General features: G+C 75.8%; 13 protein-coding genes. All 13 read left to right on the top strand.

Annotated elements, in window-relative coordinates; genetic code table 11:
- The first annotated feature begins 5 nt into the window (after positions 1-5).
- The 13 genes from mmuM to BLW86_RS09135 all read left to right on the top strand — a co-directional run bounded on the left by mmuM (position 6) and on the right by BLW86_RS09135 (position 25,491).
- A complete protein-coding gene (mmuM, locus tag BLW86_RS09195) occupies positions 6-929 on the top strand; it encodes a homocysteine S-methyltransferase (RefSeq protein WP_093873571.1) in 924 nt (307 codons plus the stop codon).
- A gap of 237 nt (positions 930-1,166) precedes the next feature.
- On the top strand, positions 1,167-2,681 hold the full coding sequence (locus tag BLW86_RS09190; protein ID WP_093873570.1) for a 3' terminal RNA ribose 2'-O-methyltransferase Hen1: 1,515 nt from the start codon (positions 1,167-1,169) through the stop codon (positions 2,679-2,681).
- The gene (locus BLW86_RS09185; RefSeq protein ID WP_093873569.1) at positions 2,678-5,230 is read left to right on the top strand and encodes a polynucleotide kinase-phosphatase; all 2,553 of its coding nucleotides are present in this window, start codon (positions 2,678-2,680) and stop codon (positions 5,228-5,230) included. Before BLW86_RS09190 ends, BLW86_RS09185 begins: the two co-directional genes overlap by 4 nt.
- 309 nt (positions 5,231-5,539) lie before the next feature.
- Positions 5,540-6,268 (top strand): Crp/Fnr family transcriptional regulator, encoded by a 729-nt coding sequence (locus tag BLW86_RS09180; protein WP_093873568.1) that lies wholly within the window; start codon positions 5,540-5,542, stop codon positions 6,266-6,268.
- A gap of 86 nt (positions 6,269-6,354) precedes the next feature.
- Positions 6,355-7,176 carry a nucleotidyl cyclase domain-containing protein gene (locus BLW86_RS09175; protein WP_256341264.1) on the top strand — a complete coding sequence of 274 codons (822 nt, stop codon included), beginning with the start codon at positions 6,355-6,357 and terminating at the stop codon, positions 7,174-7,176.
- The gene (locus BLW86_RS09170) at positions 7,173-9,596 is read left to right on the top strand and encodes a hypothetical protein (RefSeq protein WP_093873566.1); all 2,424 of its coding nucleotides are present in this window, start codon (positions 7,173-7,175) and stop codon (positions 9,594-9,596) included. The genes BLW86_RS09175 and BLW86_RS09170 overlap by 4 nt, the downstream gene beginning before the upstream one ends.
- Positions 9,593-11,260 carry a hypothetical protein gene (locus tag BLW86_RS09165; protein ID WP_093873565.1) on the top strand — a complete coding sequence of 556 codons (1,668 nt, stop codon included), beginning with the start codon at positions 9,593-9,595 and terminating at the stop codon, positions 11,258-11,260. Before BLW86_RS09170 ends, BLW86_RS09165 begins: the two co-directional genes overlap by 4 nt.
- Positions 11,261-11,574: 314 nt before the next feature.
- Positions 11,575-12,021 (top strand): Pycsar system effector family protein, encoded by a 447-nt coding sequence (locus BLW86_RS09160; RefSeq protein WP_093873564.1) that lies wholly within the window; start codon positions 11,575-11,577, stop codon positions 12,019-12,021.
- Between the two features lie 8 nt (positions 12,022-12,029).
- Positions 12,030-14,423, top strand: a complete 2,394-nt coding sequence (locus BLW86_RS09155) for a VWA domain-containing protein (RefSeq protein WP_256341263.1) — start codon at positions 12,030-12,032, stop codon at positions 14,421-14,423.
- Positions 14,424-14,445: 22 nt separating this feature from the next.
- Positions 14,446-18,150: a tubulin-like doman-containing protein gene (locus BLW86_RS09150; RefSeq protein ID WP_256341262.1), complete on the top strand. Its 3,705-nt coding sequence runs from the start codon at positions 14,446-14,448 to the stop codon at positions 18,148-18,150.
- Positions 18,147-20,711 (top strand): hypothetical protein, encoded by a 2,565-nt coding sequence (locus BLW86_RS09145; protein ID WP_093873562.1) that lies wholly within the window; start codon positions 18,147-18,149, stop codon positions 20,709-20,711. The genes BLW86_RS09150 and BLW86_RS09145 overlap by 4 nt, the downstream gene beginning before the upstream one ends.
- Positions 20,708-22,987 carry a hypothetical protein gene (locus tag BLW86_RS09140; protein ID WP_256341261.1) on the top strand — a complete coding sequence of 760 codons (2,280 nt, stop codon included), beginning with the start codon at positions 20,708-20,710 and terminating at the stop codon, positions 22,985-22,987. Before BLW86_RS09145 ends, BLW86_RS09140 begins: the two co-directional genes overlap by 4 nt.
- The gene (locus BLW86_RS09135; protein WP_093873561.1) at positions 22,984-25,491 is read left to right on the top strand and encodes a hypothetical protein; all 2,508 of its coding nucleotides are present in this window, start codon (positions 22,984-22,986) and stop codon (positions 25,489-25,491) included. Before BLW86_RS09140 ends, BLW86_RS09135 begins: the two co-directional genes overlap by 4 nt.
- Positions 25,492-25,539: the final 48 nt, after the last annotated feature.

Genomic DNA, 25,539 nt, shown 5'->3' with positions numbered 1-25,539 from the left:
ACGCGATGAGACCGGACCGTACGCTCGCCGAAGCCCTCGGCGAGGGGGTGCTCGTCCTCGACGGCGGGCTGTCCAACCAGTTGGAGGCGCAGGGCTGCGACCTCTCGGACGCGCTCTGGTCCGCGCGGCTCCTCGCCGACGGGCCCGAGCAGATCGAGGCGGCCCACACGGCGTACGTGCGGGCCGGCGCGCGGGTGCTGATCACCTCCAGCTATCAGGCCACGTTCGAGGGCTTCGCCCGGCGGGGCGCGGGCAGGGAGGAGGCGACGCGGCTGCTCGGCCGGAGCGTGGAACTCGCCCGGACGGCGGCGGAGGCAGGGGAGGAGGAGGTGTGGGTCGCCGCGTCCGTCGGGCCGTACGGGGCGATGCTGGCGGACGGCAGCGAGTACCGGGGACGGTACGGCTTGTCCGTGGGGGCGCTGGAGAGGTTCCACCGGCCGCGGATCGAAGTGCTCGCCGGGGCGGAGCCGGACGTCCTGGCCCTGGAGACGGTTCCGGACGCGGAGGAGGCCGAGGCGCTGCTGCGGGCGGCCGAGGGGTGCGGGGTGCCGGTCTGGCTGTCGTACACGGTCGCGGGCGGGCGGACCCGGGCCGGGCAGGACCTGGCGGAGGCCTTCGCGGTCGCCGCGGGGAACGACCAGGTCGTGGCGGTCGGGGTGAATTGCTGCGACCCGGCCGAGGCGGGGGCCGCCGTGGAGCTCGCCGTGGCCGTGACCGGGAAGCCGGCCGTCGTCTACCCGAACAGCGGGGAGCGGTGGGACGCCCGGGCGCGGGGCTGGCGCGGGGACACGGCCTTCGACCCGGCCCGGGCCGTCGCCTGGACCGGAGCGGGAGCCCGCCTCGTCGGCGGCTGCTGCCGCGTCGGCCCGAAGACGATCGCCGCACTCGCCGACGCTCTGTCGGAGGGGAACGACGCCGACGCCGACTGATGCGCGGCCCGGCGCCCGGCCTCGCGCGCCGGTGCATGGGCTGCCTGGCCCGGGTCGCCTGGCCCGGATCGGGTCGCCCGGATCGGGACGCCCGGACCGGGCCGCCTGGACTTGGTTGTCCGGACCGGCTGCCCGGTCCGGGAACGCCCGGACCCCGGCGTCCGGCCGGGCGCCGTCAAGTGGTGGCGGTCGGAAAATGCCTGGTCGGTGGGGCGGGGGGCGCCCATACTCGAGCGTGTGTTCCTGACGATCAGTACCTACGGCAACCCGGAGCGACCCGCGACCGATCTCGGTTTTCTGCTGCACAAGCATCCCGAGCGGGCGCAGGCGTTCTCGACCTCGTACGGCACGGCGCATGTCCTCTACCCCGAGGCGAGTGCCGAGCGGTGCACGGCGGCACTCCTCCTGGAGGTGGACCCCGTGGCGCTGGTGCGCCGCGGCAAGGGCAAGGGCCGGGGCGGCGCCCCGGACTCGGCGCTCGCGCAGTACGTCAACGACCGGCCCTACGCGGCGTCCTCGCTGCTGGCCGTCGCGCTCGCCAGGGTCTTCAAGACCGCGCTGCACGGCGAGTGCAAGGCGATGCCCGAGCGGGCCGCCGAGCCGCTGCCGCTGCGCGTCGAGGTCCCCGTGCTCCCCGCCCGGGGCGGCGCGGAGCTGGTGCGGGCGCTGTTCGGGCCGCTGGGCTGGGAGACGGTGGAGGCCGAACCGGTGGCGCTGGACGGGGAGTTCCCCGAGTGGGGCGACTCGCGGTACGTGCGGCTGGTCCTGGAGGGCGAGCTGCGGCTCGCGGACGCCCTCAACCAGCTGTACGTCCTGCTGCCGGTCCTCGACGACGCCAAGCACTACTGGGTCGCGCCCGACGAGGTCGACAAGCTGCTGCGCGCCGGTGACGGCTGGCTGGCCGGTCACCCCGAGCGGAAGCTGATCACCGCCCGCTATCTCTCGCGCCGCTGGGGTCTGGCCCGCGCGGCGACGGAGCGGCTCGAACTGGTGCGGCTCGCCGAGGCCGAGGGCCTGGACGTCGAGGACGTCGACAACGCCGTCGACGAGACCACCGACACGGAGGAGCGTCCGGTGCCGCTCGCCGAGCAGCGACGGGAGGCGATCCTCGCCGCGCTGAGGAGCGCCGGCGCGACGCGCGTGCTCGACCTCGGCTGTGGGCAGGGACAGTTGGTGCAGGCCCTGCTCAAGGACCCGCGCTTCACCGAGATCGTCGGCGTGGACGTGTCCGCGCGGGCCCTGGGCGTCGCCGCGCGCCGGCTTCGGCTCGACCGGATGGGGGAGCGGCAGGCCGCCCGGGTGAAGCTGACGCAGGGCTCCCTCGCGTACACCGACAAGCGGCTCGCGGGCTATGACGCGGCCGTGCTCAGCGAGGTGATCGAGCACCTGGACCTGCCGAGGCTGCCGGCCCTGGAGTACGCGGTGTTCGGCTCGGCCCGGCCCCGTACGGTCGTCGTGACCACGCCGAACGTCGAGTACAACGTGCGCTGGGAGTCACTTCCGGCCGGGCACGTCCGGCACGGCGACCACCGCTTCGAGTGGACCCGCGAGGAGTTCCGCGCCTGGGCGGCCGGCGTCGCGGGGCAGTACGGCTACGGGGTCGAGTTCGCCCCCGTCGGACCGGACGACCCGGAGGTCGGGCCGCCGACCCAGATGGCCGTCTTCAGCCGTACCGGGAGCCGCGCCGACAGCGGTGGCGAGAGCCGTACCGAGAGCCGTACCGACGAGACCTTGAAGGAGGTCACAGCATGACCCGCACCCTGCCCGTCACCGATCTGTCCCTCGTGGTGCTCGTCGGTGCCACCGGTTCCGGCAAGTCCACCTTCGCCCGGCGCCACTTCAAGCCGACCGAGGTCGTCTCCTCCGACTTCTGCCGGGGGCTCGTCGCCGACGACGAGAACGACCAGTCCGCGAGCAAGGACGCCTTCGACGTCCTCCACTACATCGCGGGCAAGCGTCTGGCGGCGGGGCGGCTGACCGTCGTCGACGCCACCAACGTGCAGCAGGAGGCCCGGCGTCAGCTCGTCCAGCTGGCCAGGGAGCACGACGTGCTGCCGATCGCCATCGTCCTCGACCTCCCCGAGGAGGTGTGCCGCACCCGGAACGCCGCCCGGCCCGACCGGGCGGACATGCCGGCGCACGTCATCCAGCGCCACCGGCGGGAGCTGCGCCGTTCGCTGCGCGGCCTGGAGCGCGAGGGCTTCCGCAAGGTGCACGTGCTGCGCTCCGTGGAGGAGGTCGAGGAGGCCGAGGTCGTCCTGGAGCGTCGCTTCAACGACCTGCGGCACCTCACCGGCCCGTTCGACATCATCGGCGACATCCACGGCTGCCGCTCCGAGCTGGAGACCCTGCTCGCCGAGCTCGGCTACGTCGACGGACACCACCCCGAGGGGCGGACGGCCGTCTTCGTCGGCGACCTCGTCGACCGGGGCCCCGACTCGCCGGGCGTCCTGCGCCGGGTCATGGGGATGGTCGCCGCGGGCGACGCGCTGTGCGTCCCCGGCAACCACGAGAACAAGCTCGGCCGGTGGCTCAAGGGGCGGAAGGTGCAGGAGACGCACGGACTGGCCGAGACCATCGAGCAGTTGGGGCACGAGAGCGAGGAGTTCCGCGCGGAGGTGGCGGAGTTCATCGACGGCCTCGTCAGCCACTACGTCCTCGACGGCGGGAACCTCGTCGTCTGCCACGCCGGTCTGCCGGAGAAGTACCACGGCCGGACCTCCGGGCGGGTGCGCTCGCACGCGCTGTACGGGGACACCACGGGTGAGACCGACGAGTTCGGGCTGCCGGTGCGCTATCCGTGGGCGGAGGAGTACCGGGGCCGGGCCGCCGTCGTGTACGGACACACCCCCGTGCCCCGCACCTCCTGGATCAACAACACCCTCTGCCTCGACACCGGGGCCGTCTTCGGCGGGAGGATGACCGCGCTGCGCTGGCCGGAGCGCGAGCTCGTCGACGTACCGGCCGAGCGCGTCTGGTACGAGCCGGCGCGGCCGCTCGCCACCGAGGCGCCCGGCGGGCACCAGGGGCGCCCCCTGGACCTGGGGGACGTGCACGGGCGGCGGACCGTGGAGACCCGCCACCTCGGGAACGTCGCCGTGCGCGAGGAGAACGCCGCGGCGGCCCTGGAGGTCATGAGCCGGTTCGCGGTCGACCCGCGACTGCTCGCCTACCTGCCGCCGACGATGGCGCCCACCGCGACCTCGAAGGAGGAGGGCTACCTGGAGCACCCGGCCGAGGCCTTCGCCCAGTACCGGGCCGACGGCGTCGAGCGGGTCGTGTGCGAGGAGAAGCACATGGGCTCCCGGGCCGTGGCCCTCGTCTGCCGGGACGAGGAGGCGGCCCGCGAGCACTTCGGCGTCACCGGGGTGACCGGTGCCCTGTACACCCGTACCGGGCGGCCCTTCTTCGACGATCAGGACGTCACCGAGGAGGTCCTCGGCCGACTGCGGACGGCGATCGGCGCGGCGGGCCTGTGGGACGAGCTCGCCGCGTCCGACGGTGCCTCCGGCACGGGGGACTGGCTGCTGCTTGACGGCGAGCTGATGCCGTGGTCGCTCAAGTCCGCCGGGCTGCTGCGCGCGCAGTACGCCGCGGTCGGCGCCGCTTCCGGCGTCGTCCTCCCCGGGGCGATCGACGCCCTGGAGCGGGCGGTGGGACGCGGGGTCGAGGGGATCGACGGGCTGCTCGCCCGGCAGCGGGAGCGGGCCGTGGACGCGGCGGCCTTCACCGAGGCGTACCGCAGGTACTGCTGGCCGACCGAGGGTCTGGAGGGCGTGCGGTTCGCGCCCTTCCAGCTGCTCGCGACGCGCGGGCGCTCGCTCGCGGCGGTGCCGCACGACGAGCAGCTGGCCTGGCTCGACCGGCTCGTCGAGCACGACCCGACCGGGCTGCTCCAGGTCACCCGCCGGCTCGTCGTCGACACCGGCGACGAGGCCTCGGTCCGCGCGGGCACCGACTGGTGGCTGGAGCTGACCGGGGCGGGCGGCGAGGGCATGGTCGTCAAGCCGCTGGCGGCGCTCGTCCGCGACGCGAAGGGGCGGCTCGGGCAGCCGGGCGTGAAGGTGCGCGGCCGGGAGTACCTGCGGATCATCTACGGTCCCGAGTACACCCGGCCGGAGAACCTGGAGAGGCTGCGGCAGCGTTTCCTCGGCCACAAGCGGTCGCTCGCGCTGCGCGAGTACGCGCTCGGCCTGGAGGCACTCGACCGGCTCGCCGCGGGCGAACCGCTCTGGCGGGTCCACGAGGCAGTCTTCGCGGTCCTGGCCCTGGAGTCGGAACCGGTCGACCCGAGACTCTGACCGGGTTGCTGCGAAGCCTGGATTCCGGGGTGTGTTCGCGAAGCCTTCACGAAGGTTTCGCGAACACACCCCGGGCCGCTTCCACGGGGGGCGCAGGGGTGCCGACGGCGGCGCTCCCCTGCGCCCCCCGTGCTCGTTGACGCGTTTCTTCCGCACCCTCTAGCGTTCTTCACCCCATGACGTGACACAGCGTCAATAGTGTGGCGGAGCACGCCACATGAGGTGGGAACACACACGCGAAAGCGCCGGTCGGCCGCCGGCGGACGGTCTTCCCCGGAGGGCCCGCGGACGGTACGGGGGTGAGCGGCGATGAGTCTCTTCGGCCAGGACCGCTCCTTCCTCCACGCCCTCACCGCGGCCGACCGGCGGTCGCTGCTCGCCGAGGGCGTCCGGCGCGTCTACGAGCCGGGGGAGGTGATGATCCGCGAACGCGACACCAGCGCCTACGTCCTCGCGCTCCTCTCCGGCTGGTCCGTCGTCTCCGTCGGCACCGAGCGCGGATCGCGGCTCATCCTCGCCCTGCGCGGCGCCGGAGAGGTCGTCGGCGACCTCGCCGCCGTCGACCGGGGCCCGCGCAGCGCCAGCGTCACCGCCCTCGGCACGGTCGAGGCGGTGGCCGTCTCCGGCGACCGGTTCCGGCGCTTCCTCGCCGCCCGGCCGCACGCGACCGCGCTGATCATGCGCCAGCTCGCCACCCGGCTGCGCAGCGCCGACGTCGAGCGGCGCGCGCTCGCCTCCGAGACCGTCCTCCAGCGCCTCGCCGCCCGGCTCGTCGAACTGGCCGAGCGCGCCGGCCGGCGGGCCGACGGCGGCGGGACCGTACTGGAGCTTCCGCTGCCCCAGCACGATCTGGCGGCGGCCATCGGAGCCACCCGGGAGGCGGTGGCCAAAGCGCTGCGCCTGCTCCGGGAACAGGACGTCGTCCGCACCGCGAACCGCACCGTCGTCGTCCTCGACATGCCGGTCCTGGTGCTGCTCGCGCAGGGGCGCGCACGCCCCGGCGGAAACCCGGCGGCCGCATCTCCGCCGGGTGTGTAAACGGCTACATCGCCGGCCGCTGCGGGCGGCCAGTCTGGACATGTGACACACGCACCACCACGGCACCACACACAGGGAGTCCGAGAGTGAGCAGTGCGGGAGTGAACGGGGTAGCGGGCGGGATCCACCGGTTCGTCGTCTTCGGAGACATCTGCGGCTCCGGAACCCTGGGCATGGCCGAGAAGGAGCTGCACCGGGCCGCGATGTACGCCGCCTTCGACGAGGCGTACGGCTCCGTCGGCGTCGAACCGGGCACCTTCCACCAGGAGGACCGGGGGGACGGCATCCTCGCCGCCCTGCGCCCCGACGTGCCGCCGACGCTCATGGTCGGACGCTGGATCGACACCCTGTACGAGAGCCTGCGCGCCCACAACACGGGCCGGAACCGGCGCCTGCGGCTGCGGATCGGCATGAACGCGGGGCTCGTCGCCCAGGACGGGCACGGGCTCGTCGGGCGGGCGGTGGACCTCGCCGCCCGGCTCTGCGACAGCGCCCCCGCGAAGCGGATCATGGCGGAGAGCCCTGAGGTCGACCTCCTGGTCGTCGTCTCCGACTGGCTGTACGGGAACGTGGTCGCCGAGGGCGGGCGGTACGTCGAGCCGACCCACTACCGGCCGGCCCGCATCCGGTCCAAGGAGACCGACGAGACCGCGTGGTTCCACGTCCCGCGCAGGACCGCCCCGCCGCTGACCGGAGCCGAGGGGGAGCCGCCGGCTCCGGAGCGGGAGCGGGGTCCACGGACCGGCGTTGGGCCGTCGCGGGGGGACGGCCCAACGCCCCGGACCGGAGGCGGGAACCGCACGTACCACATCGGGGGAGACGTGGTCGACGTCCACGGCAACACCTTCCACGGCGACTTCACGGGCATCCGCAAGGGCACGGCGGCGGGGGCGGGTGAGCCGGAGTGAGCGACCAGGACGAGGCGGGGACGGGGACCGACGCCCCCGACTCCGGCCACGCCCGGGACGACCGGGGCGACGACGGCCGGGGCGACCGGGCGGACGCGCACGACCGGGGTGGCGACCGGGGCGATCGAGGGGGCCGCGGCGGTCGCGGCGACCGGAGCGACCGGGGTGACCGGGGTGACCGGGACGGCGAGCGGGGCGACGGCGTCGGCGAGCAGCCGCGCGAGGCGAACGTCTTCGCGTCCGCCGACCGGGGCCCGTTCGCCGGCGGTGACACCGGAGGCGCCGCCACGGCACGCCGCGCGCTGCGCACCTGGGCGAGCGGGGCGGGCGACCGCCACACCCACGTCCAGGGCGACGGAGCCTTCTTCGAAGGCAACCAGTTCTTCTCCGTGTACGGCTTCGGCGACTCCTCGCGCTTCGTCCGGGGACCCGTCCCGCCCGAGACGCTCGCCCATCTCGCCCAGGTGTACTGCGAGATCGCCGGCTACCAGCGGATGAAGGAACGGCTCCGCGACCACCGGGTCCTCGTCCTCTGCGGAGAGCCCGGCAGCGGTCGCAAGGCCACCGCGCTCGCGCTCCTCGACGAGGTCACCGGCGGCAAGGTCTTCCGCCTCGACCCCCGCCACGGCGTCGACGAGATCACGGGCGAGGCCCTCCAGGAGGGCGGCGGGCACCTCATGGAGCTGCTCACGGAGGACGTCAGGAACGAGAGCGAGTCACGGCCCCGCTCCGGACCTGGCGACGGCGCCGGCGGCACGCGGCGCCCCGCCACCCGCCTCTCCGAACTGCACCTCGACCGCTTCGGGGAGCTGCTGCGCAGCCGCGACGCGTACGGCATCGTCCTCGTCGAGAGCGGCGAGCCGGCCGACCGGCTGCTGCGCGGACGGTACGGGATGTACTGCGCGCCGCCGCCCGCCGACGAGGTCCTCCGGAGGCACCTGCGGGAACGGCTGCGCGGGGAGCCCGCCGAGGCCCTCGGCGCCGCGCGGGCGCTCGCCGCGCGCCCCGACGTCGTCCGGGCCCTCGGCCTGGAGGAGCTGCGGCCCCGCGAGGCCGCCCGGCTCGCCGACCACCTCGCCCGGCACCGGCGCGGTGAGATGACGGACGATCAACTGCTCGCCGAGTGCGCCGGTTTCGTGGCGGCCCAGGCCCGCGAGTGGTTCGCGGGCGCCGACCGCCCCGGCGTGCTCCCCGAGGCGCTCCCCGCCCTGAACGCCGGAGCGTTCCGGATCGCCGTCGCCGTCTTCGACGGATCCGCCTACAGCCTCGCCGCCGAGGCCGCCGAACTCCTCGCCTGGGAACTCGCCGTCACGCTCGACCCCGAACAGGCCCCCGGCCGCCGCCTGTTCGGCGCGCACGCCGAGCACCGCCCCATGCGGGCGCGCGCCGTCCTGGAGGACGGGGAGCTGGACCTCGGCCCGGCGAAGGTGCCGGTGCGGGCCGTGCGCTTCCGGGGCGAGGCCCTCGCCGCCGCCGTCCTCGGCGAGATCTGGCACGGCTACCACAACGTCCGGGGGCCGGTGGCGCGCTGGCTGCGCGCCCTCTGCGACGACCCGCGCGCGGAGGTCTGGGTGCGGGCCTCCGTCGCCGCGGGCGTGCTCTGCTCCTGGGACTGGATCCACGGCTTCCGGGAGCTGATCGTGCCCCTCGCCGTGACGGACGCGCCCGTCACCCGGCTGGCGGCCGCGACCGCGCTCGCCGAGTCCGCACGCGATCCCCGGATCAGGCCGGCCGTCGCCTCCGTGCTCAAGGACTGGGCCGTCTCCGACGACTCCACGCTCGTGGGGACCGCCCTGCTCGCCCACGGCTTCGTCCTGGCCGCCGGGGACGTGTCCGGCTCGCTCGACGCCCTCGCCCGGGTCGTCAGGACGTGCGAGCCCACCGACGGCGACGTGCTCGTGCCCGCCTCCTTCAGCGTGACCCGGCTGCTCGCCTCCGGAGAACCGGAACCCGTCCTCCGACGGCTCCACCAGTGGCTCGAGGACGGCCGGATCAACCTCGCCAACCTGGTCCACCTCGCCGTCATCAGCGCGCTCGGCACCCGGACCACCCATCTGTGGGGGCTGCGCGAGGTGCCCGAACTCGACGAGCACGCGGCCCGCCCCCTGTTCGTCGCGCTGCTCGCGACCCGGCCAGCCCTCGCGCCCGAACTCGCGCGGCTGCTGCGGCACACGCTCGCCACGGCCCGCTCCGGCGAGGCCGCCCTCGAAGCCCTCGGCGGCCTGCTCCGGCGCGCCGCGAAGGACCCCGAGGCGCTCGGGCACGTCTGCGCCTTCCTGCCGCGCCTCGCGGTGGAGCGCCGCGACCGGGACCGGCTCAGGGGACTGCTGAACGAACTGGTCCGGGACCGTGACCGGCCCCTGGACAGAAGCGCGGCGCGCCGGATGTGGGACGCCGTGACGGAAGGAGCGAACCGATGACCGGGCCCGAGCAGAACAGGAACGCGCGGCCGGACGAGCGGGCGCGGTGGGACGAACGGGACCACGACGAGCGGCAGCGGTACCAGGGCCGGGACGACCGGGAGCGGCAGGGGTACGAGGGACGGGACGGCCGCGAACGGCAGCGGTACGACGGACAGGACCGGCGGGAGCGGCAGCGGTACGACGGACGGGACGGCCGCGAACGGCAGCGGTACGCGGGGCAGAACGGCGGGCAGCACCCCGGCGGCCGCGACCCGGACGAGGACCCGGACCTCGACCTCGACCGCGCGCGGGACGAGGAGGCGGAACAGGCGCGCGGCGCGGGGCGGCAGCGCCCGGCGGCCACCGGCGGGGCCACGGCCGCCGGACGGGCGCGCGGCCCCCTCATCGGCGAGTACGCGCCCCCGTACCGCCGCCGGAGCGGCAGGGTCGCCGCCGTCCTCCTCTACCGCAACGGCGGCCACCGGGTGGTCTGGCCGGACCGCACCGAGGACGTCAACAAGCCCATGTTCGGCTCCCCGTACACCGTCTTCGAGGTACGCCTCGGCCGCAACGTCACCGAGTTCCGGCTCCAGCTGCCGGCCGCCGGGGACGGCGTCTTCTTCGACGCCGTCGCCAAGGTCCAGTGGGTGGTGACCGACCCGCACCTCGTCGTCCAGGAACAGGTCGAGGACGTCGCCGAGCTGCTCCACGACGAACTGCTCGACGGCCTGCGCAGGCTCTCCCGGCGCTTCCGGATCACCGAGGCGCAGCGCGCCGACGAGGCCGTGCGCGAGGAACTCGCCGCCGGGCGCCTCGGCTTCGGCCGGGACATCGGGCTGCGGACCCGGGTCCTGGTCTTCATCGACCTCGACGACTCCGTCAAGGCCGAGGTCTCCCGGCGCGACCGGGTCGGCGTCACCATGGAGGCCGACGAGCGCGTCGCCGAGGCCGAGCGACGCAGGGAGGCGGCGGACCGCGCCCTGGTCGCCGAGCGCGCCCGCGAGATGGAGGCCCTCTTCCGGCGCGGGGACCTCGCCCAGATCGCCCACCACATGGCGATGCACCCCGACAAGCAGTGGGAGATCCGCACCCAGCTCCAGCGGGAGCGGCGCGAGGGCCAGGACGACTACCTGAGGGTCTTCAACCGGCTCCTGGACACCGGCGTCCTGGAACGGCACGACATCGGCGAGCAGATGTACCAGGTGCTCATGTACCTGCGGTCCCAGACCGGCACCGTCCTCGGCGGCATCACCGACCGGGTCCTCAACCCCTCGGGCGACACCTCGCGGCGCCGGCGCGCCCTGGAGGAGGCCTCCCCCGAGCCGAGCGACCCGGACTGGGACGAGGACCACCGGGACGCCCCGCGCGGGCGCGGGGACGAGGAGCACGGCGACGCCCCGCGCGACGCCCGGGTCTACGAGCCGACCCGCGTCGAGTCGGGCTCCGAACGGGAACGCGAACGCGCGCGGGAGCGGGAGAGGGAAGGGGGGCGGGGGCGGTCGCGGGGCCGTCACGACGACGGGTTCGACGGCGGCCGCGACCGGTACGAGCCGGAGTCCTACGAGCGCAACGACCGGTACGACCGCGACGACCCGTACGACCGCGAGGGCCGCGACCGGCCGCGCCGGGGTGCCGGGCCCACCCGGCCCAGCTCCGAGTTCGACGACTGGGACGACGAATGAGCACCCCGGACCAGGCCCCCGACCGGCCCCCGGCCCCGGGACCCGACCGGGCTTCCACGCCCGGGTCCGACCGGCCCCCGGCCCCGGGACCCGACCGGGCTTCCACGCCCGGGTCCGACCGGCCCCCGGCCCCGGGACGCGATCGGGCTTCCACGCCCGGGTCCGACCGGCCCCCGGCCCCGGGACGCGATCGGGCCTCCACGCCCGGAGCCGACCGGGCCTCCACACCCGGGTCCGACCGGGCCCCCGCGCCCGGACCCGACCGGACCCCGGCGCTCGCCCCCCTCCCCGTACCGCCCGGGGAGGTGCGGTTCATGGCCGAGCGGCTCCTCGCCACCGTGCGTGAGGACATAGGGCGGGCCGACACCAAGGCCGCCATCCTGCTCTCCGGCGCCCTCGCCTTCCTGGCGGTCGTGTTCTCCGGGGACCGCGCCCCGCTGCCCACGGCCGGCACCGGACTCGCGCTGCTCCTCGTGGCGGGCGCGCTGTGGACGGCGGGGGTCCTGATGCTCGTCTCGGTGGTCCTGCCGCGCACCCGGATCGGCGCGGACCGCACGTTCCTGCGCGAGCTGACGGCCGGTCCGTCCGCGACCGTGCTGCGCGAACAGCTCGGCGCGTCCGGCGCGGACGCCACCGACTGGCTCCTCGAACAGGCCGGCGTGCACGGACTCGTGCTCGCGGCGAAGTACCGGTGGCTGCGCCTGGGCGTGTCCGCGCTCGCGCTCGGCGCCCTCCTGGCCCTCTTCAGCGAACTGTGGTGAGAGAGAAGATGCACTGGACCAGCAAGGGAAGCGCCCTGCTCCTCGCCGGGGCGCTCCTCGCGCTCCCCGGCCCGCTCACGGCGCCCCCCGCCACGGCCGCCGCCGGGGCGCCCGGCCCCGCCCGTACCGTCGCCGAACCCGCCGAGGGCCCCGACCCGCTCGACTTCGCCGTCGTCGTCGACCAGTCGGCGAGCTTGGCCGAGAAGGACCTGGCGCGCGAGACGGAGGCGGCCGCGCTGCTCAGCCAGGGCGAGATATCGGACCGTTCCCGCGCCACCGTCATCGGCTTCGGCAGCTCCGAGAAGCCCGGCCAGTCGCCCGTGAACGAGGTCTGCCCGCTCACCGTCGCCGACGCGGCGGGCCGCGAGCGGCTCAGCGCGTGCGTCCAGCAGCTGGGCCACCACGACACCGCCCGCATGGGCCCCGGCACCGACTTCCCGGCCGCCATCCGGCAGGCCGTCAGCCGTCTCACCGAGGCCCGGCCCGCCACCGCGAAGACCCCGGCCGTGCCGAAGGTCGTCTTCCTGCTCACCGACGGCAAGCTGGACGTCGCCGACAGCCCCGAGTACGGCACCGACCGGGACACCCGCCAGTCCAACGGGGCGCGGCGGCTCACCGAGGAGCTCGCCCGCGCCCGGGCGGCCGGCGTCCAGATCTGGCCGCTCGGCTTCGGCAGCGAGATCGACCGCTCCGCGCTGACCGCCATGGCCGAGGGCGGCTACCGGGGCGCCTGCTCCGACATCCCCGGCTCCGTCCCCCGCATGCGGGTCGTCGGCACCTCCGCCGAGATCGACAAGGCGCTCCAGGAGACCTTCGCCGCCGCCCGCTGCGCCCGGATCGCCCAGGGCACCGTCGGGAAGCCGCCCGCCGACCTGACCGTGACCATCCCCTCCATCGCCACCGACGGCTCCCTCACGGTCGCCAAGCACGACCCGAAGGTGAGGGTCACGTACTACGACCCGGCGGGCCGCAAGGTGCCCGTACGGGGCGAGTTCGACGGCTCGACCTTCGAGGTGAGCGGCCAGGACGGACCGGTCGAGGCACTGCGCGTGAAGGACCCGCTGCCCGGCCGCTGGCGTGTGCACATCGAGGCGCCGGAGGGCCACGCCGACCGGGAGGTCGCCGTCCGGGCCATCTGGCAGGGCCGCCTCCGCTCCGACGTCACCCTCGACCCGGCGTCCCCGCGCGCGGGCGAGAAGGTCACCGTGCAGGTGCGGATGCAGACCCGGCGCGGGGTCGTCATCACCGACCCGCGGCAGCTGGCCGGTCTCACGGCCTCGGCCGAGGTCGCGGGCGCGGGCTTCGAGCCCTTCACCTTCCGGCTCGCCGACGACGGGCGGGCCCCCGACGCGAAGGCCGGGGACGTCCGGTTCACCGGCACGTTCACCCTGCCCGCCGGGGCCACCGGCGACCTGGAGCTCGTCACGCGCATGGCGGCGCCCGGCATCACCTCCGACCGGCGCCCGGTGCACGCCCAGCGCGGCCCGGACGTGCCGGTGCTGACCGCGGGGCTCGTCGTCGACCGCGTCACCGTGCACCCGGGCGGCACCGTCCGGGGCACCCTCGACGTCACCAACAACGACTCCGCGCCGCACACCCTGCGGCTCGCCCTCCAGGACCAGACGCCCGGCGCCGAGCTCACCGTCGCCCCGACACCGGTGACCGCGCCCGCGGGCAAGAGCACCCGCATCCCCTTCACGGTGACCCTCGCCGCCGACACGGCCCTCGGCGAACTGGGCGGCCGGGTCGAGGTCGTGGACACCGGCGACGGCGACACCGTCCTCGACACCGCCTTCCTGGACGTCCTCGTCGTGGCGCCGCCCACCTGGTGGGACCGCTGGTGGAAGGCCGTCACCGGCGGGGCCGTCGCCCTCCTCGTCCTCGCCGCCCTCGCCGGCATCCGGATCGCCGCCCGGCGCCGCCGCCGCGACCTCACCGGGATCACCCTGGAACTGCGCGACGACGGCCGCTCCCTGTACTCGCTGACCATCCGCAGGGGGCAGAGCGAGGGCGGGACCTTCGCCTTCACCGTCGACGAGCCGTACGGGGAACCGCCGATGCTCCGCGGCCTCCGGGGCACCGCCGCCTCCACCGCCCACGTGCTGCGCCGCACCGGCTCGGGGGAACTGCTGCTGCGCCCCCGGGGCGGCGGTCAGGTGCCGGTGCGGGCCGGGGAGCCGGTCGGTCTCGGCGACCACGAACTCGTCGTGCGGGGCGCGCGGACGCCCTCCCCGCGGACCCGTGACCTCCCGTGGTCCCGGCGCCCCCGTACCCCCCGGCGTACCGGATCCGGCACGGACACCGGCCCCGGCACCGGGACGGACGCGGGGGCCGCCTCGGGGACCGTCCCCGGGGCGACCGGGGCCACCGGCGGGTCCGACACCTACGACGTGAACTTCTGAACGGGCACCGAGGAGAGACGACATGAAGATCTACCAGCCCATGCTCTTCGTCGGACTCGGCGGCACCGGCGGAAAGATCGGCAGCGAACTCGAACGGCAACTGCGCCGGGAGCTGTGCGGACCCGACGGCACCGACCTCGTCGACGGCGGCCGCCGACTGCCCTTCCAGCTGCCCGACTGCCTCCAGTTCGTCTACGCCGACTTCAGCGAGGGCGAGCTGCTGAGCCAGCCCCAGTTCCGGGCCAAGGGCGCCGAGGGCGCCGCCTTCGCCCGCACCTCCCGCATGGTCCGCGACCTGCTGCCCACCGACTTCGACTCCTCGCCCGAGGTGACCCGCATGCTGCGCGTCTCCGTCCCCGAGGAGACCCGGCACTGGCTGCCGCCCCAGGCCCGCCAGCCGCGCGTCGCCCCCCTCAACAGCGGCGCCGGGCAGCTGCCGACCGTCGGGCGCGCCGCGCTCTTCGCGACCGTGCGCTCCGGCCTCGAACCCGTCCTGCGGCAGCTCCGCGAGGCGATCGGCGCCATCGGCCAGGCGGCCGGCGACCTCAAGCGGGTGGGCGGCGGCCGCATCCGGGGCTGCGACGTCTTCGTCGCCTTCTCCGTCGCCGGCGGCACCGGCGCCGGCATCTTCTACGACTTCATCCACCTCATCGGGCACGAGTTCCGCAACGCGGGGGTGCCCGGCGTCAAGATCTACCCGCTCGTCGTCATGCCCTCCGCCTTCCCGCCCGAGGCCGGCGGCGGCCGCGAGGCCGAGCTCAACGCCGCCCGCGCCCTCGTGGACCTCTCGCGGCTCGTCGACGACCAGAACGTGCCCGAGGCCCTCGACGTCGTCGGCGACGTCGAGGAGCGCGGCCGGCTCAGCGTCACCTACCCGGGCGACGGGGTCGTCGCCCTGCGCCCCGCCACCATGCAGACCGCCTTCCTCTTCTCCAAGCCGGCCGTCATCGGCACCGAGGACCTCCGCCGCTCCATCACCGCCATGGTGATGTCGCTGATCGGCACCGAACTCGGCGAGGACAGCGGTGGGGTGAACCGCGCGGAGGACGACTACCAGTCCTTCGCCGCCAGCTTCATCAACAAGGCCGTGGAGCGCTCGACCCCGGCCCGTACCGGCATCGGCTACCGGGGCATGTCCACCAGCCTCGCCGCCTCCCTCACCGTGCCCGTCGACGACCTCGCCGAGATCGTCGCCGCCCGGCTCCTCGCCCAGGCCGTCCGCGGCATGTCCGAACGCGCCCGGCGGCCCGCCCGGGACGGACAGGACCTCGTCCGGGAGCTCTTCACCCGCTCCGGCATCGGCCGCCTGTGGAGCCGCGAGGCACCGGACGTGCCCCTGCCCGAGCAACTGCCCCGGGGCAGCCGTGACATCACCCAGGAGCTCCGGCGGCGGCTGGGCGACATGGAGGACTCCCTCCAGCGCCTCGACGTCCAGCTCTCCCGCGAGATCCCGCGCCTCACCGAGGACTTCAGGCCGGGCGCGGGAGCCCGCGAACTCCTCGGCAGCATCGGCCCGTTCCAGCTCGAGACCGTCCTCGCCGGGCTCCCCGGCCACCCCGACCGGGTGGCCAGGGAAGGCTTCACCGGCATGCTCGACAACCGGCGCAACGACCCCGAACGACCCCCGAACGTCCAGACCGCCGCCCCCAACATCCCCCACATCAAGCGCAGCGTCGGCGGAGTCGTACCGGCCCGGTGGACCGACCCCGACGTCCAGGACACGCTCGCCGCGCAGCAGGCCTGGTACCAGTGGCGCGCCCGCGTCCTCTGGCACCGCGGCTGGCAGGCCGGCGAGGCCCAGTGGCGGCCCTCCCTCAACCGCGTCACCAACGAGGTCGCCGAACTCACCAAGGTGCTCCGCGCCCACGAACAGGACGAGGCGAAGTCCTTCGCCGACAGCCGTCGCGAGCTCTACCGCGACGACCGCGCCGGCATCGCCTACCTGCTGCCCCCGCAGAACACCCTGCGCGCCTTCTACGACGACGTCGTCGACCGGCTCGCCCAGAGCGAGGGCCTCCCCGAGACCACCGACGCCGCGACCCTCCTCGACCGGCTCGTCGGGCCCGACGACTGGCGGCGCGCCCTCGACGCGGTCCGCCGCTCCTCCGGGGCGGCCGTGAAGGAGATCAAGCAGGTCGTCGAGCGGCGGGTCAAGCGCCTCTTCGGCGAGGCCAACGAGGACGTCTTCGCCCGCCCCCTGCTGCCCTCCATGGAGCTGCTGCTGCGGGCCGCCGCGGGCGACGAGACCGCCGAGGCGAAGGTCGACCCGCGCTGGCTCGACCAGTTCCGCGCCCGGCTCGCCGGGCTCCTCCCCGTCGGCTTCATCCCCGACGGCAGCGGCCCGCTCAAGATCCTCATCGTGCACCCGGCGAGCGAGTCGGACGGCCGGGCCGCCGGCTTCCTCTCGCAGGAACTCAACCTGCCCGCCCGGGTGTTCCCCGAGTGCCGGGCCGTCGACACCGACTCCATCACCGTCGTCTTCTTCCGCAGCGGCATGAACCTCACCGACATCTCCGAGGTCCGCAGCGTCCTCAGCCTCTGGTCCGAGGCCCGCGACTCCGGCGGCGAGGACGACTTCCTGCACTGGCGCCAGCGGCTCGGCTATCAGGACGACTGGCTCGTCTCCACCGAACCGGACCGGCAGCGCATCCTCCACCGGCTGCTCTGCGCGATGTGGAACGGCCACATCGCCGCCGAGGGCCCGGCCGACTCGCCCCACCTCGTCCGGATCAGCCTCCAGGACGGCGAGTCCGCGACCATGTCGCTGCGCCTGGAGGGCTTCGACGGCTCGCTCTCCAGCTGGGCGGGGCTGCTGCGCGCGTACGAACGCTCGGCGCTGCTCGACGAGGGGCAGATCATCGAGCAGTTCTGCGAACGGCTCATGCGCGCCCTGCCCAAGGGCCTCGCCCAGGTCCCGGCGCCTCCTTCCCGGCTCTTCACCCACTTCGTCGAGAACATCGCCCCGCGCCAGCTCCGCCTGATCGACGAGATCGCCGCCGAGTACGGCCCGGCGGACAGCGAATGGCTGGCCCCGCTCCGCCACTTCTGGGAGGTCACCTACCCGGGCGCCCTCGACATGCGCTTCCCGAGCGCGGCCCGCGCGACCCGCGCGAGCCTCCGCGCCCTGCACGAACGCCACGCCCCGCGCCAGGGCCGGGGCCAGGGACAGGCCCCGGGCCGCCCGCAGGACAGGCGACCCGGCCCCTTCCCGAGGGCCCGCCAGGAGCCCGATCCGCGCACCGCCCCCGAGCCGCGCCAGGGGCACGGACCGCGCACCAGGTACGAGGAGACGACCGGGTACGGCCCCCGACCCCCGTACGGACCCCGCCCCGCGCCCGAGACCGAGGCCGGGCACAAGCCCCGCTCCGGGCCCGAACCCCGGCCCCGGTACGACGACGGGTACGAGTCCTGGCGCCGGTACGACGACGGTGCCGGCCACGACGACCGTGTCGGGTACGACGACCGTGTCGGGTACGCCGACCGTGCCGGGTACGCCGACCGTGTTGGCCACGACGACCGTGTCGGGTACGACGACGGTGCTCAGCGGGATCCCCGGGCCGGGTACGCGCACCGGCCCGCCTCCTCGGGGGCGTCCGTCTACGAGGGGGAGTGGGAGCTGGAGCCCGAACCGGACTTCGGGCCCGTGTACGAGGAGGACTACGGCCCGGACTTCGAGGCCGACGACGACGAGCCGTACCACCGCGACCGGGCCGGTGAGGCGGAGTGAGCCCACGAGTCCTTCCCGTCCTCCCCGAACGGCCGCTGCCGGGCCACGCCGTCTGCCTCGACCTGCGCACGCCGCCCGCGGGGGCGTACGACGCCGAGGCCGCCGTCCGCGCGGCCCTGGACGTCCCGCAGCCCGGCGGCGAGCGGCGCTTCCTCGTCGTCGACGAGGCCGACCGGCTCGTCGCCCACCAGCTGCTCTACGAGCGCCTCTCCTCCTACGGGCCCGCGCACGTCGTCTGCCTGGCGGTCGGCGCCCGGGGCGAACGGACCCTGAGCCGCTCCCTCACCCTCCGCCCGCCCGCCGCCGGCGTCCTGTGGGTCTTCGACTCCACGGAGGACGGCGTGCCGGGCGAGGCCGTGCTGCGCCCCCTCGTCGACGTCCTGTCCACGCCGGAGGTCTTCGACGCCGTCCTGCGCGCACTGGGCGAGGTGGTGCACGGCGTCGCCGTGCCCGCCGTGCGGGTCCTGGAGCACGACCTCACCGAGGAGGCCAGGGCGCGGGCCTGGCGGCAGGCCGTGGAGGGGCTTGCCGGACCGGACGTCCCGGCCGGGAGCATCTCCGCCGAGCAGGTGCCCGGCGCTCTCGCGCTCCTCCTCGACGAGGGCGTGCCGCGCTCCCTGTCCGGGCACCGGTGGCTGCCGCCCCAGGGCCGGGCGGGAGCCAGGCTCGCCGCCTGCGACGCGGCGGTCGGCGAGGCCGTCGAGGGCTACCACCGGGTCCGGGGTCCGGCCGGTCTCCTCACCGGGGCCGGCCGGAGCGTCGACCTGCCGGCGGACCTGGAGCGGGTGACGGAGGAGCTGGACCGGTTCCGTACCGCCGTCGCGGACGCGTTCGGCGCGGCGGGGGGCACCCGGCTCACCGCCGAGCACCGGGGGGTGCTGCGCGAGCGGGGCGTCGAACTGCCGGAGCTGCCGCGGGAGATCTCCCGGGCCGGGATCGTCCCGGCGCTGCGCGACCTCACCCACGACCTGATCGGCAAGGGGCTGCCGCTGCGGTCCGTGGCGGCCCGGCTGTCCGCGCTGTCCGCGCGCACCGCACCCGTGGGCAGCGCGGCCCGCCTCGCCCGGCTCGACGCGATCTGCGGTCCCGAGCGGCTGCGACGGCTCGGCGCCCGGTACCCCTTCACGGCGGGCGGTTCGCGCCCCGTGGCCTTCGCCGTCACCGGGCTCCTCGCGCTGCTCGCCGGCCTCTGGCCGGTGCTCGGCTGGGTCATCGGTCCGGCCGTCGGCGTCCTCGCCGCCGGGCTCGCGCACCTGATGCTGCGGCGCAGGCCCAACCGTTCGCCCGACGGGCGGATCGACGGCGGCGGTGCCACGGGCGCGGCGCCCCGGCTCTTCGGCGGGCTGCTCGGCGGTCTCGTCGGGGCGGGCCTCGGCGCGTTCCTGGACCTGCCCGTCTGGGCACCGGCGGTGGCGACGACCGTGTCCGTGGCGGCCGTCGTGCTGCTCGCGCTGCGCGACTGGACCCGGGCCGTGGACGAGTGGTGGGCGCGCGCGGACCCGGAGGAGGCCTGGCGGATCCTGCGGGAGATCCAGGAGCTGGTGGTCACGACCGCCGTGCACGACTGGCTCTTCGCCGAGGTGCGGCACCACTGTTCGGCCGGGGCGGGAGCCGTCGCCGGGCTGCTGCGGGGGCTCGCGGAGACCGCAGACGCGCACGGGCAGCCGCACGCGGTGCGGAAGGGCGACCGGCCGGAGGCCGAGCCGCCGCCGGCCCGGGAGACCGGGGCGGCGTCCTGGAGCTGGGAGGACTGGCGGGACGACGGGGACGACTGGGGGGAGGGGACGGAGGCCTGGGGGGACGGCGCGGAGGACGACCTCTGGTCCGACCCGGCCGGGGAGCCGGCCGGGCCCGCCGCTCCCGAACCCCCGTCCCCGTCCCGGTACGGCTCGCCCGACCGGGACGCCGGGAGCTCCGTCGACGGACCCCTGTCCGGCCCCGCGCCCGGCTGGCTGGAGCGGCGGTACGGGGACGGGGGCCCCGCGCTCGTCGACACCCTGGTCGGCGACCTGGTCGCCGGGACCGTCCTGATCCTCGACCGGTGCTGGGCGGGCATCGAGCGCGATCCCGGCGCCCTCGCGCGCGCCGGTCACGAGCAGCGGCTCTCCGAGCTCCTGGACGAGACCCGGCTCCGTCTGGAGCGGGACGTGGCCGCCTCGCCGCCGCCGCGGTACGAGGGCCTCCGCGACCCCGACGCGCTCACCTCCCTCGCGGTGTTCACCGACCGTTCCGACCGGCCCGACGCGGCCCGTCTCACCGGCGTCGCCGCCGACGCGGTGGCCCGGCTGCTCCTGGCGGAGGAGGACGATCCCGGCCGTACGGTCGCGCTGTGCGGCCCCGAGCACCTGCGGCTGCTCTCCCACGATCCGCTCGCCGCCCGTCAGGTCCGCTTCGTGCCCGAGGCGATGCGGCGCGGCGCCGCCGGGGACGACATCTGGCGGGGCACCGCCGAGGACGTGGTGTGGACCGGCGCGGGACGGCACGCCGGCATCCTCCGTCTCGTACCGCTGCGCGCGGACGTCGTGCACACCGTCCGCGCCGAGGAGGCGGGAGAACCGTGACCGACCCGAACCACCCGAACCACCCGAACCACCCGAATCACCCGAGCGATCCGAACCGCCCGACGGGACCGACCCGTCCGACGGGCCAGGACCACCCGGGCGACCCGAACCAGCCGCTCGGGCCGGACCACCCCGACCACCTGAGCGAGCCGACCCCGCCCTCCCATCCGTACTACCAGGAGCTGGAGTTCCTCACCCCCCGCGAGGCGCCGGTGCGCTTCGCCGTGCGCTACGGCGAGGACCACCGGCCGCCCGGCCGTCCCGGCGTCCTCGCGCGCCGGGCGACCCTGGGCGCGGGCGCGCACGTCCTCCAGTACCGGCTGGCGTCGTCCGCGCAGGGCGACCCGCACGCCTACGCCCTCCTCGAACGGGAGACGGCGGCCGCCGTCGCCCTCGATCGCCGCTACGGCGGCGCGAAGTTCGGCGCGGTCTTCGCCAGGATCGTCGGATTCGACCTGACCGCCGCCGAGCCCTTCGTGCTGTACCGGCCGCCGACCGGACGCCCGCTGACCGAGTGGGCCGGGCGGCTCGGCGCCGAGGACCAGGAGCGCATCACCGGCCAACTCGCCATGGCCGTACGGCTCCTGGACGAGGCCGACCTCGTGCACCGGGCCATCGCGCCCGACACCGTCCGGTGGGACGGTGCCCGGGTCCGGCTCTGCGAACCGTACGCCGCGCAGCGCGCCGGGGAGGCCCGCGAACCCTTCGGCGGCGCCCCCTGGGCCTCGCCCGAACAGCGCGCGGGCCGGGGCGTCGCCGACCCGCGCGACGACCTGTGGTCCGTCGCCGAACTCGCCTACTACCTCCTCACCGGCCGCCCCGACCGCGGCGAGGGCCCCCCGGCCGACCTCGCCGACTACCGGCGCCTCGCCGCCCTCGGACAGAGCGGACTCTTCGCCGCGCGCGCGGCGGACCGGCCCAGGCCGACCGAACTCATGCGACTCCTCCACGTCCCCGACCCGCTCGCCACCGGCGTCGGGGCGGCCGACCCGCTCGACCGGTGGCGCACCGAGTACGACCACCAGATCGCCAGGAAACGCGCGGCCTCCGGCAGCGCCCCGCTCCCTCCGGACGCCGAGGAACCGCCCCCGGCCCCGCCGCGACCGGCACGCCCCTCCCTCCGCGACCGGATCTTCGGCGGAGGAGGCGACGCCCTCCGGCCCGACGGCCCCGCCGTGACGCCCGAACCGGCGCCGCCCCCGCCGCCGCGCGGCCGCATGTGCCCGCACTGCCTGCTCCCCGTCGAGTACGACGAACGGCTGCTCGTCACCATCGACGCCAAGGGCAACCGGATCCCGCTCGACCTCAGCGCCGAACGCCGCCCCGGCCACGTCGCGGACGCCCTGCGCAAGGCCTACCACCTGTGCCCGCACACCGTGGACGGCGACGAGGAGCACGAACTGCCCGTCCCCTACCTCACCAACGGCGAACCGCTCTCCGTCGCCCTCGTCGGCAGCTCCTCCGTCGGCAAGACCCACCTCCTCGCCGCCATGCTCGGCGAGGTCGAACTCGGCGGCCTCGAACCGTACGGACTCAAATGCCGGCCCCTCAACCCCGAAGCGCACCGCACCTATCTGCGCGAACGGGTCCAGAGCCTCCAACAGGGGCGGCAGCTCGGCCGTACCGGGCAGCAGACCTTCGCGCGGTTCGCCGACGGCCTGCTCGTCTCGGCGGGCGGCGCGCCACCCCGCCCCGTCGTCTTCTTCGACCTCGCCGGCGAGGACCTCGCACAGGACGGGGAGGTCGGCCGCTTCCTCATGGGCGTCGACGCCTTCGTCTTCGTCCTGGACCCGCTGCGCGCCCTCCGGCTGCCCGGACTCGACCCGGTGCGCGAACAGAGCGGGCTGCGGCGGCGCGACCTCGGCGACGAGGCCTTCACCACCGTGCTCAACCGCATCCCCCGGCAGCACGGCGGACTCGTCGCCGCGCCCGCCGCGCTCGCCGTCAACAAGAGCGACCTCGTCCGCTTCGAACCCGTCGTCGACCGCTGGCTCGGCCGGGCGCTGCCCGGCCGCCACGACCCCGCCGCGCTCCGCGAGGAGAGCCGGGACGCGTACGCCTTCCTCGCCCACCACGCCAGCGCCGCCTGGCTCAAGCCCTTCGACGACTGCGCCGACTGCACCCTGCACTTCGTCGCCGCGACCGGCGGGCAGGCGCGCGGCGACCGATTCCCGCACGGGGCCCGGCCGCGCCGGGTCCTCGCGCCGCTGCTGTCGCTCTTCGCCCTGTGCGGGCTGTTGCCCGGGGCGGAACCTATGGAGGGGATCGTCCGATGACACGGACGGAGAACGAGGCCGACCAGATCGTCTTCCGCTGGGACAGCGAGAACCTCACCGGCAACACCGGCTTCGGGCCCGTCGCCTGGTCCGGGCCCCGCGACGAGACCGAGAACCTCTTCCAGCTCTCCGGCCCCGTGCTGCGGCCCGGCGGGGACGAGACCCGGCCGGCCCTGATCCGGCTGAGGCGGCGCGACCACGTGATGCTCATCCGGCGTACGCCCTTCACGGACGCCGACGGCAGGACGTCCGTGCTCTGCCACGCCCTCGTCGGCGCGCCCACCCTCCTCGCCCCCGCCGTCTGCCTCGGGCTCCACGGCTGGGACTGGGACGGCGCCGCCGCCGCGAACGCCGCCGAGGCGCGGGGGCCGCTGCCGGTGGTCCCGGCGGAGGCCCTCGTCCCCGCCGCGAGCCGCGGGGGGCTGACGGAGCTCGACCGGCTCCTGCCGTACGCGGCCGAGGAACTCGTCGGCGCGGTCGCGGAGTTCCTGCGCCACCCCGACGACCTGTTCACCGTCCTCGACGAACGGGGCGACACCGCCTGCCCCGTGCTGTGGGGGCTGCACAGCATGCTCGGCGCGCTCACCAAACGACCCTGGACCTTCGCCACCCACGACACGGCCGAACTGCCCTCGCTCCGCTTCGTGTTCGTCGGCCGCTGGTCCGGCGCGGCGAGCCGCAACACCGAGCGGCGCCGCGTCGACCCGCGCGAGCGGTGCGGCGACCGGGCGGAGGAGGTCGCGGCCCGGCTCGTCCGCCACCACCTGTGGGAGGTCGAGGAGGGGAAGGGCCGCGACCGCGTGATCGGCAGAGCCCTCCGCACCGCCGCCGCCACCTACCGGGGCCCGCTCCTGGAGACGGCGTCCCGGGCCGCCGACCGCCTGGACGCCGTCGACCCCCGCACGTCCGCCTCCCGCCGAAGGAACCCGCTCCCACCGGAGCCCGAGGACCGGGACCGGGGGACACCGACCCCCTGGGCCGGGGACGGGCCGGGCTCGGGGTACGGCGGCGGGGGCCGGCGGGACCGGACGGCACCGCATCCCAGGTACGAGGACGCGCGGGACCCTCGGGACGAGGACGCGCCGGGCGTTGGGTACGGGGGGCGCGGGGAGCAGACCCCGCCGGGTTCCTGGGACGGGGGAGCTCGGGACGCCGGGTACGGGGGTGCCGGGGGCCGACGGGAGCAGACCCCGCCGGACTCCCGGGACGAGGGCGTACGCGGTGCCGGGTACGGGGGTCGCCAGGACCTGAACGCGCCCGGCACCCAGGACCAGGGCGCCCCGGCCCCCCGGGACGGGGGCCTGGCGGGCCCTCGGTACGAGGAGGCCGGCGGTCGTCGGGACCAGGCCGCGGCGGATCCTCGGGGCCAGGGCTTCCCGGCCTCCCGTGAGCAGGGCTCCCCGGGCGATCGGGAGCCGGATTCCCCGGGCCCCCGGCACCCGGGCCCGTCGGCTCCCCGGCGTCCCGACCCGGTGAGTGGCGGGTACTCCGATCTGTCGGGCTCGCAGTACCGGGCCGTCCCCGGGCCGGGCCCGGCCGTCCGGCCCGACGGGACGGGGCGGGTGGAGCGCTCCGTCCCGCCCGACCGGCGTCCGGACCCCGACGACGGACGGGGGGCGTCGTGGGCCCCGGACGGGCACGTACCCGAGCCGTCGTCCGACCCCGGCCGGGCGCCCGCGTACACCCCCGAGCCCCCGCTCCCGCCCGCACCTCCCTCCGCCCCCGCACCGCCTCGCCCCGCCGGCGAGCCCCGCCCGGTCGCCTACCCCCGGCCCGTGCTGCCGGTCGTCGGGCCGCAGTGGACCGGGCCCGGCAAGGGCGCGCGGCGGCGGCCGCGGGGGCGGGAGGCCGAGACCTCGCTCGTGCACAAGCTGCCGACCGTGCGGAGCGTGGAGGAGGCGCGGGAGCTCGTCGTGAAGGGCGGCAGCCGCGAGCTCCTGGACGCGCTGCGCCGGCCCCAGGCGTACGCCGTCGTCACCGTCCTGCTCCGGGAGATCGCCCAGCGCCTGCCGTCCTGGGGCCATCCGATGCGCCGGGAACTCTGCGAGGTGGCGATCGCCCGGGAGCTGTGGGCCGTCCCGCCGCCCACCGCGCGGGAGGATCCCTCCGAGCCGCCGGAGGAGCAGCGCGCGGCCAACGCCGCCGAGCTGCACCGCTGGGCGGTCCGCCCCCTGCTCGGCGGCGGCGACGCCCCGGTCGGCACGGTCGCCGAGCTGCTGTCGCGGCTCCGTACGAGCCCGGAGCCGTCCGCCCGGGAGGCGTTCTGGCTGATCGTCGACGGGGAGAGCCCGGGCCTGCCGGACGCGGTCTGGCTGACGCTCCTGAAGGAGGCGTACGGCCTGCCGCGCACCGCGCCCCGCCCGGCCCCCCCGAGTCCCGCGCTCGCCGACCCGGACGACCCCGGCAACGGCTACACCCGCCGTTTCCTGCGCCGGGCCGCCTTCCTGATCGGGGGGCTGGTCGTGGCGATCGTGCTGATCGGCGTGGCCCAGTGGGTCACCTGACCGCGAGGGGCGCCGAGGTGAGCACGTCGAAAGGCGGGCCAGGGCCGC

Source organism: Streptomyces sp. TLI_105 (assembly GCF_900105415.1).
Classification (GTDB): Bacteria; Actinomycetota; Actinomycetes; order Streptomycetales; family Streptomycetaceae; genus Streptomyces.
The sequence above is the reverse complement of the archived record's forward strand: the minus strand, read 5'-3'. Positions and strand labels throughout refer to the sequence as shown.

What these genes read in the sequence shown, in the direction of transcription:
- mmuM (WP_093873571.1), top strand. Translation starts at nt 6, where the DNA reads ATGAGACCGGACCGTACGCTCGCCGAAGCCCTCGGCGAGGGGGTGCTC.
- BLW86_RS09185 (WP_093873569.1), top strand. Translation starts at nt 2,678, where the DNA reads ATGACCCGCACCCTGCCCGTCACCGATCTGTCCCTCGTGGTGCTCGTC.
- BLW86_RS09180 (WP_093873568.1), top strand. Translation starts at nt 5,540, where the DNA reads ATGAGTCTCTTCGGCCAGGACCGCTCCTTCCTCCACGCCCTCACCGCG.
- BLW86_RS09165 (WP_093873565.1), top strand. Translation starts at nt 9,593, where the DNA reads ATGACCGGGCCCGAGCAGAACAGGAACGCGCGGCCGGACGAGCGGGCG.
- BLW86_RS09160 (WP_093873564.1), top strand. Translation starts at nt 11,575, where the DNA reads ATGGCCGAGCGGCTCCTCGCCACCGTGCGTGAGGACATAGGGCGGGCC.
- BLW86_RS09155 (WP_256341263.1), top strand. Translation starts at nt 12,030, where the DNA reads ATGCACTGGACCAGCAAGGGAAGCGCCCTGCTCCTCGCCGGGGCGCTC.
- BLW86_RS09150 (WP_256341262.1), top strand. Translation starts at nt 14,446, where the DNA reads ATGAAGATCTACCAGCCCATGCTCTTCGTCGGACTCGGCGGCACCGGC.
- BLW86_RS09135 (WP_093873561.1), top strand. Translation starts at nt 22,984, where the DNA reads ATGACACGGACGGAGAACGAGGCCGACCAGATCGTCTTCCGCTGGGAC.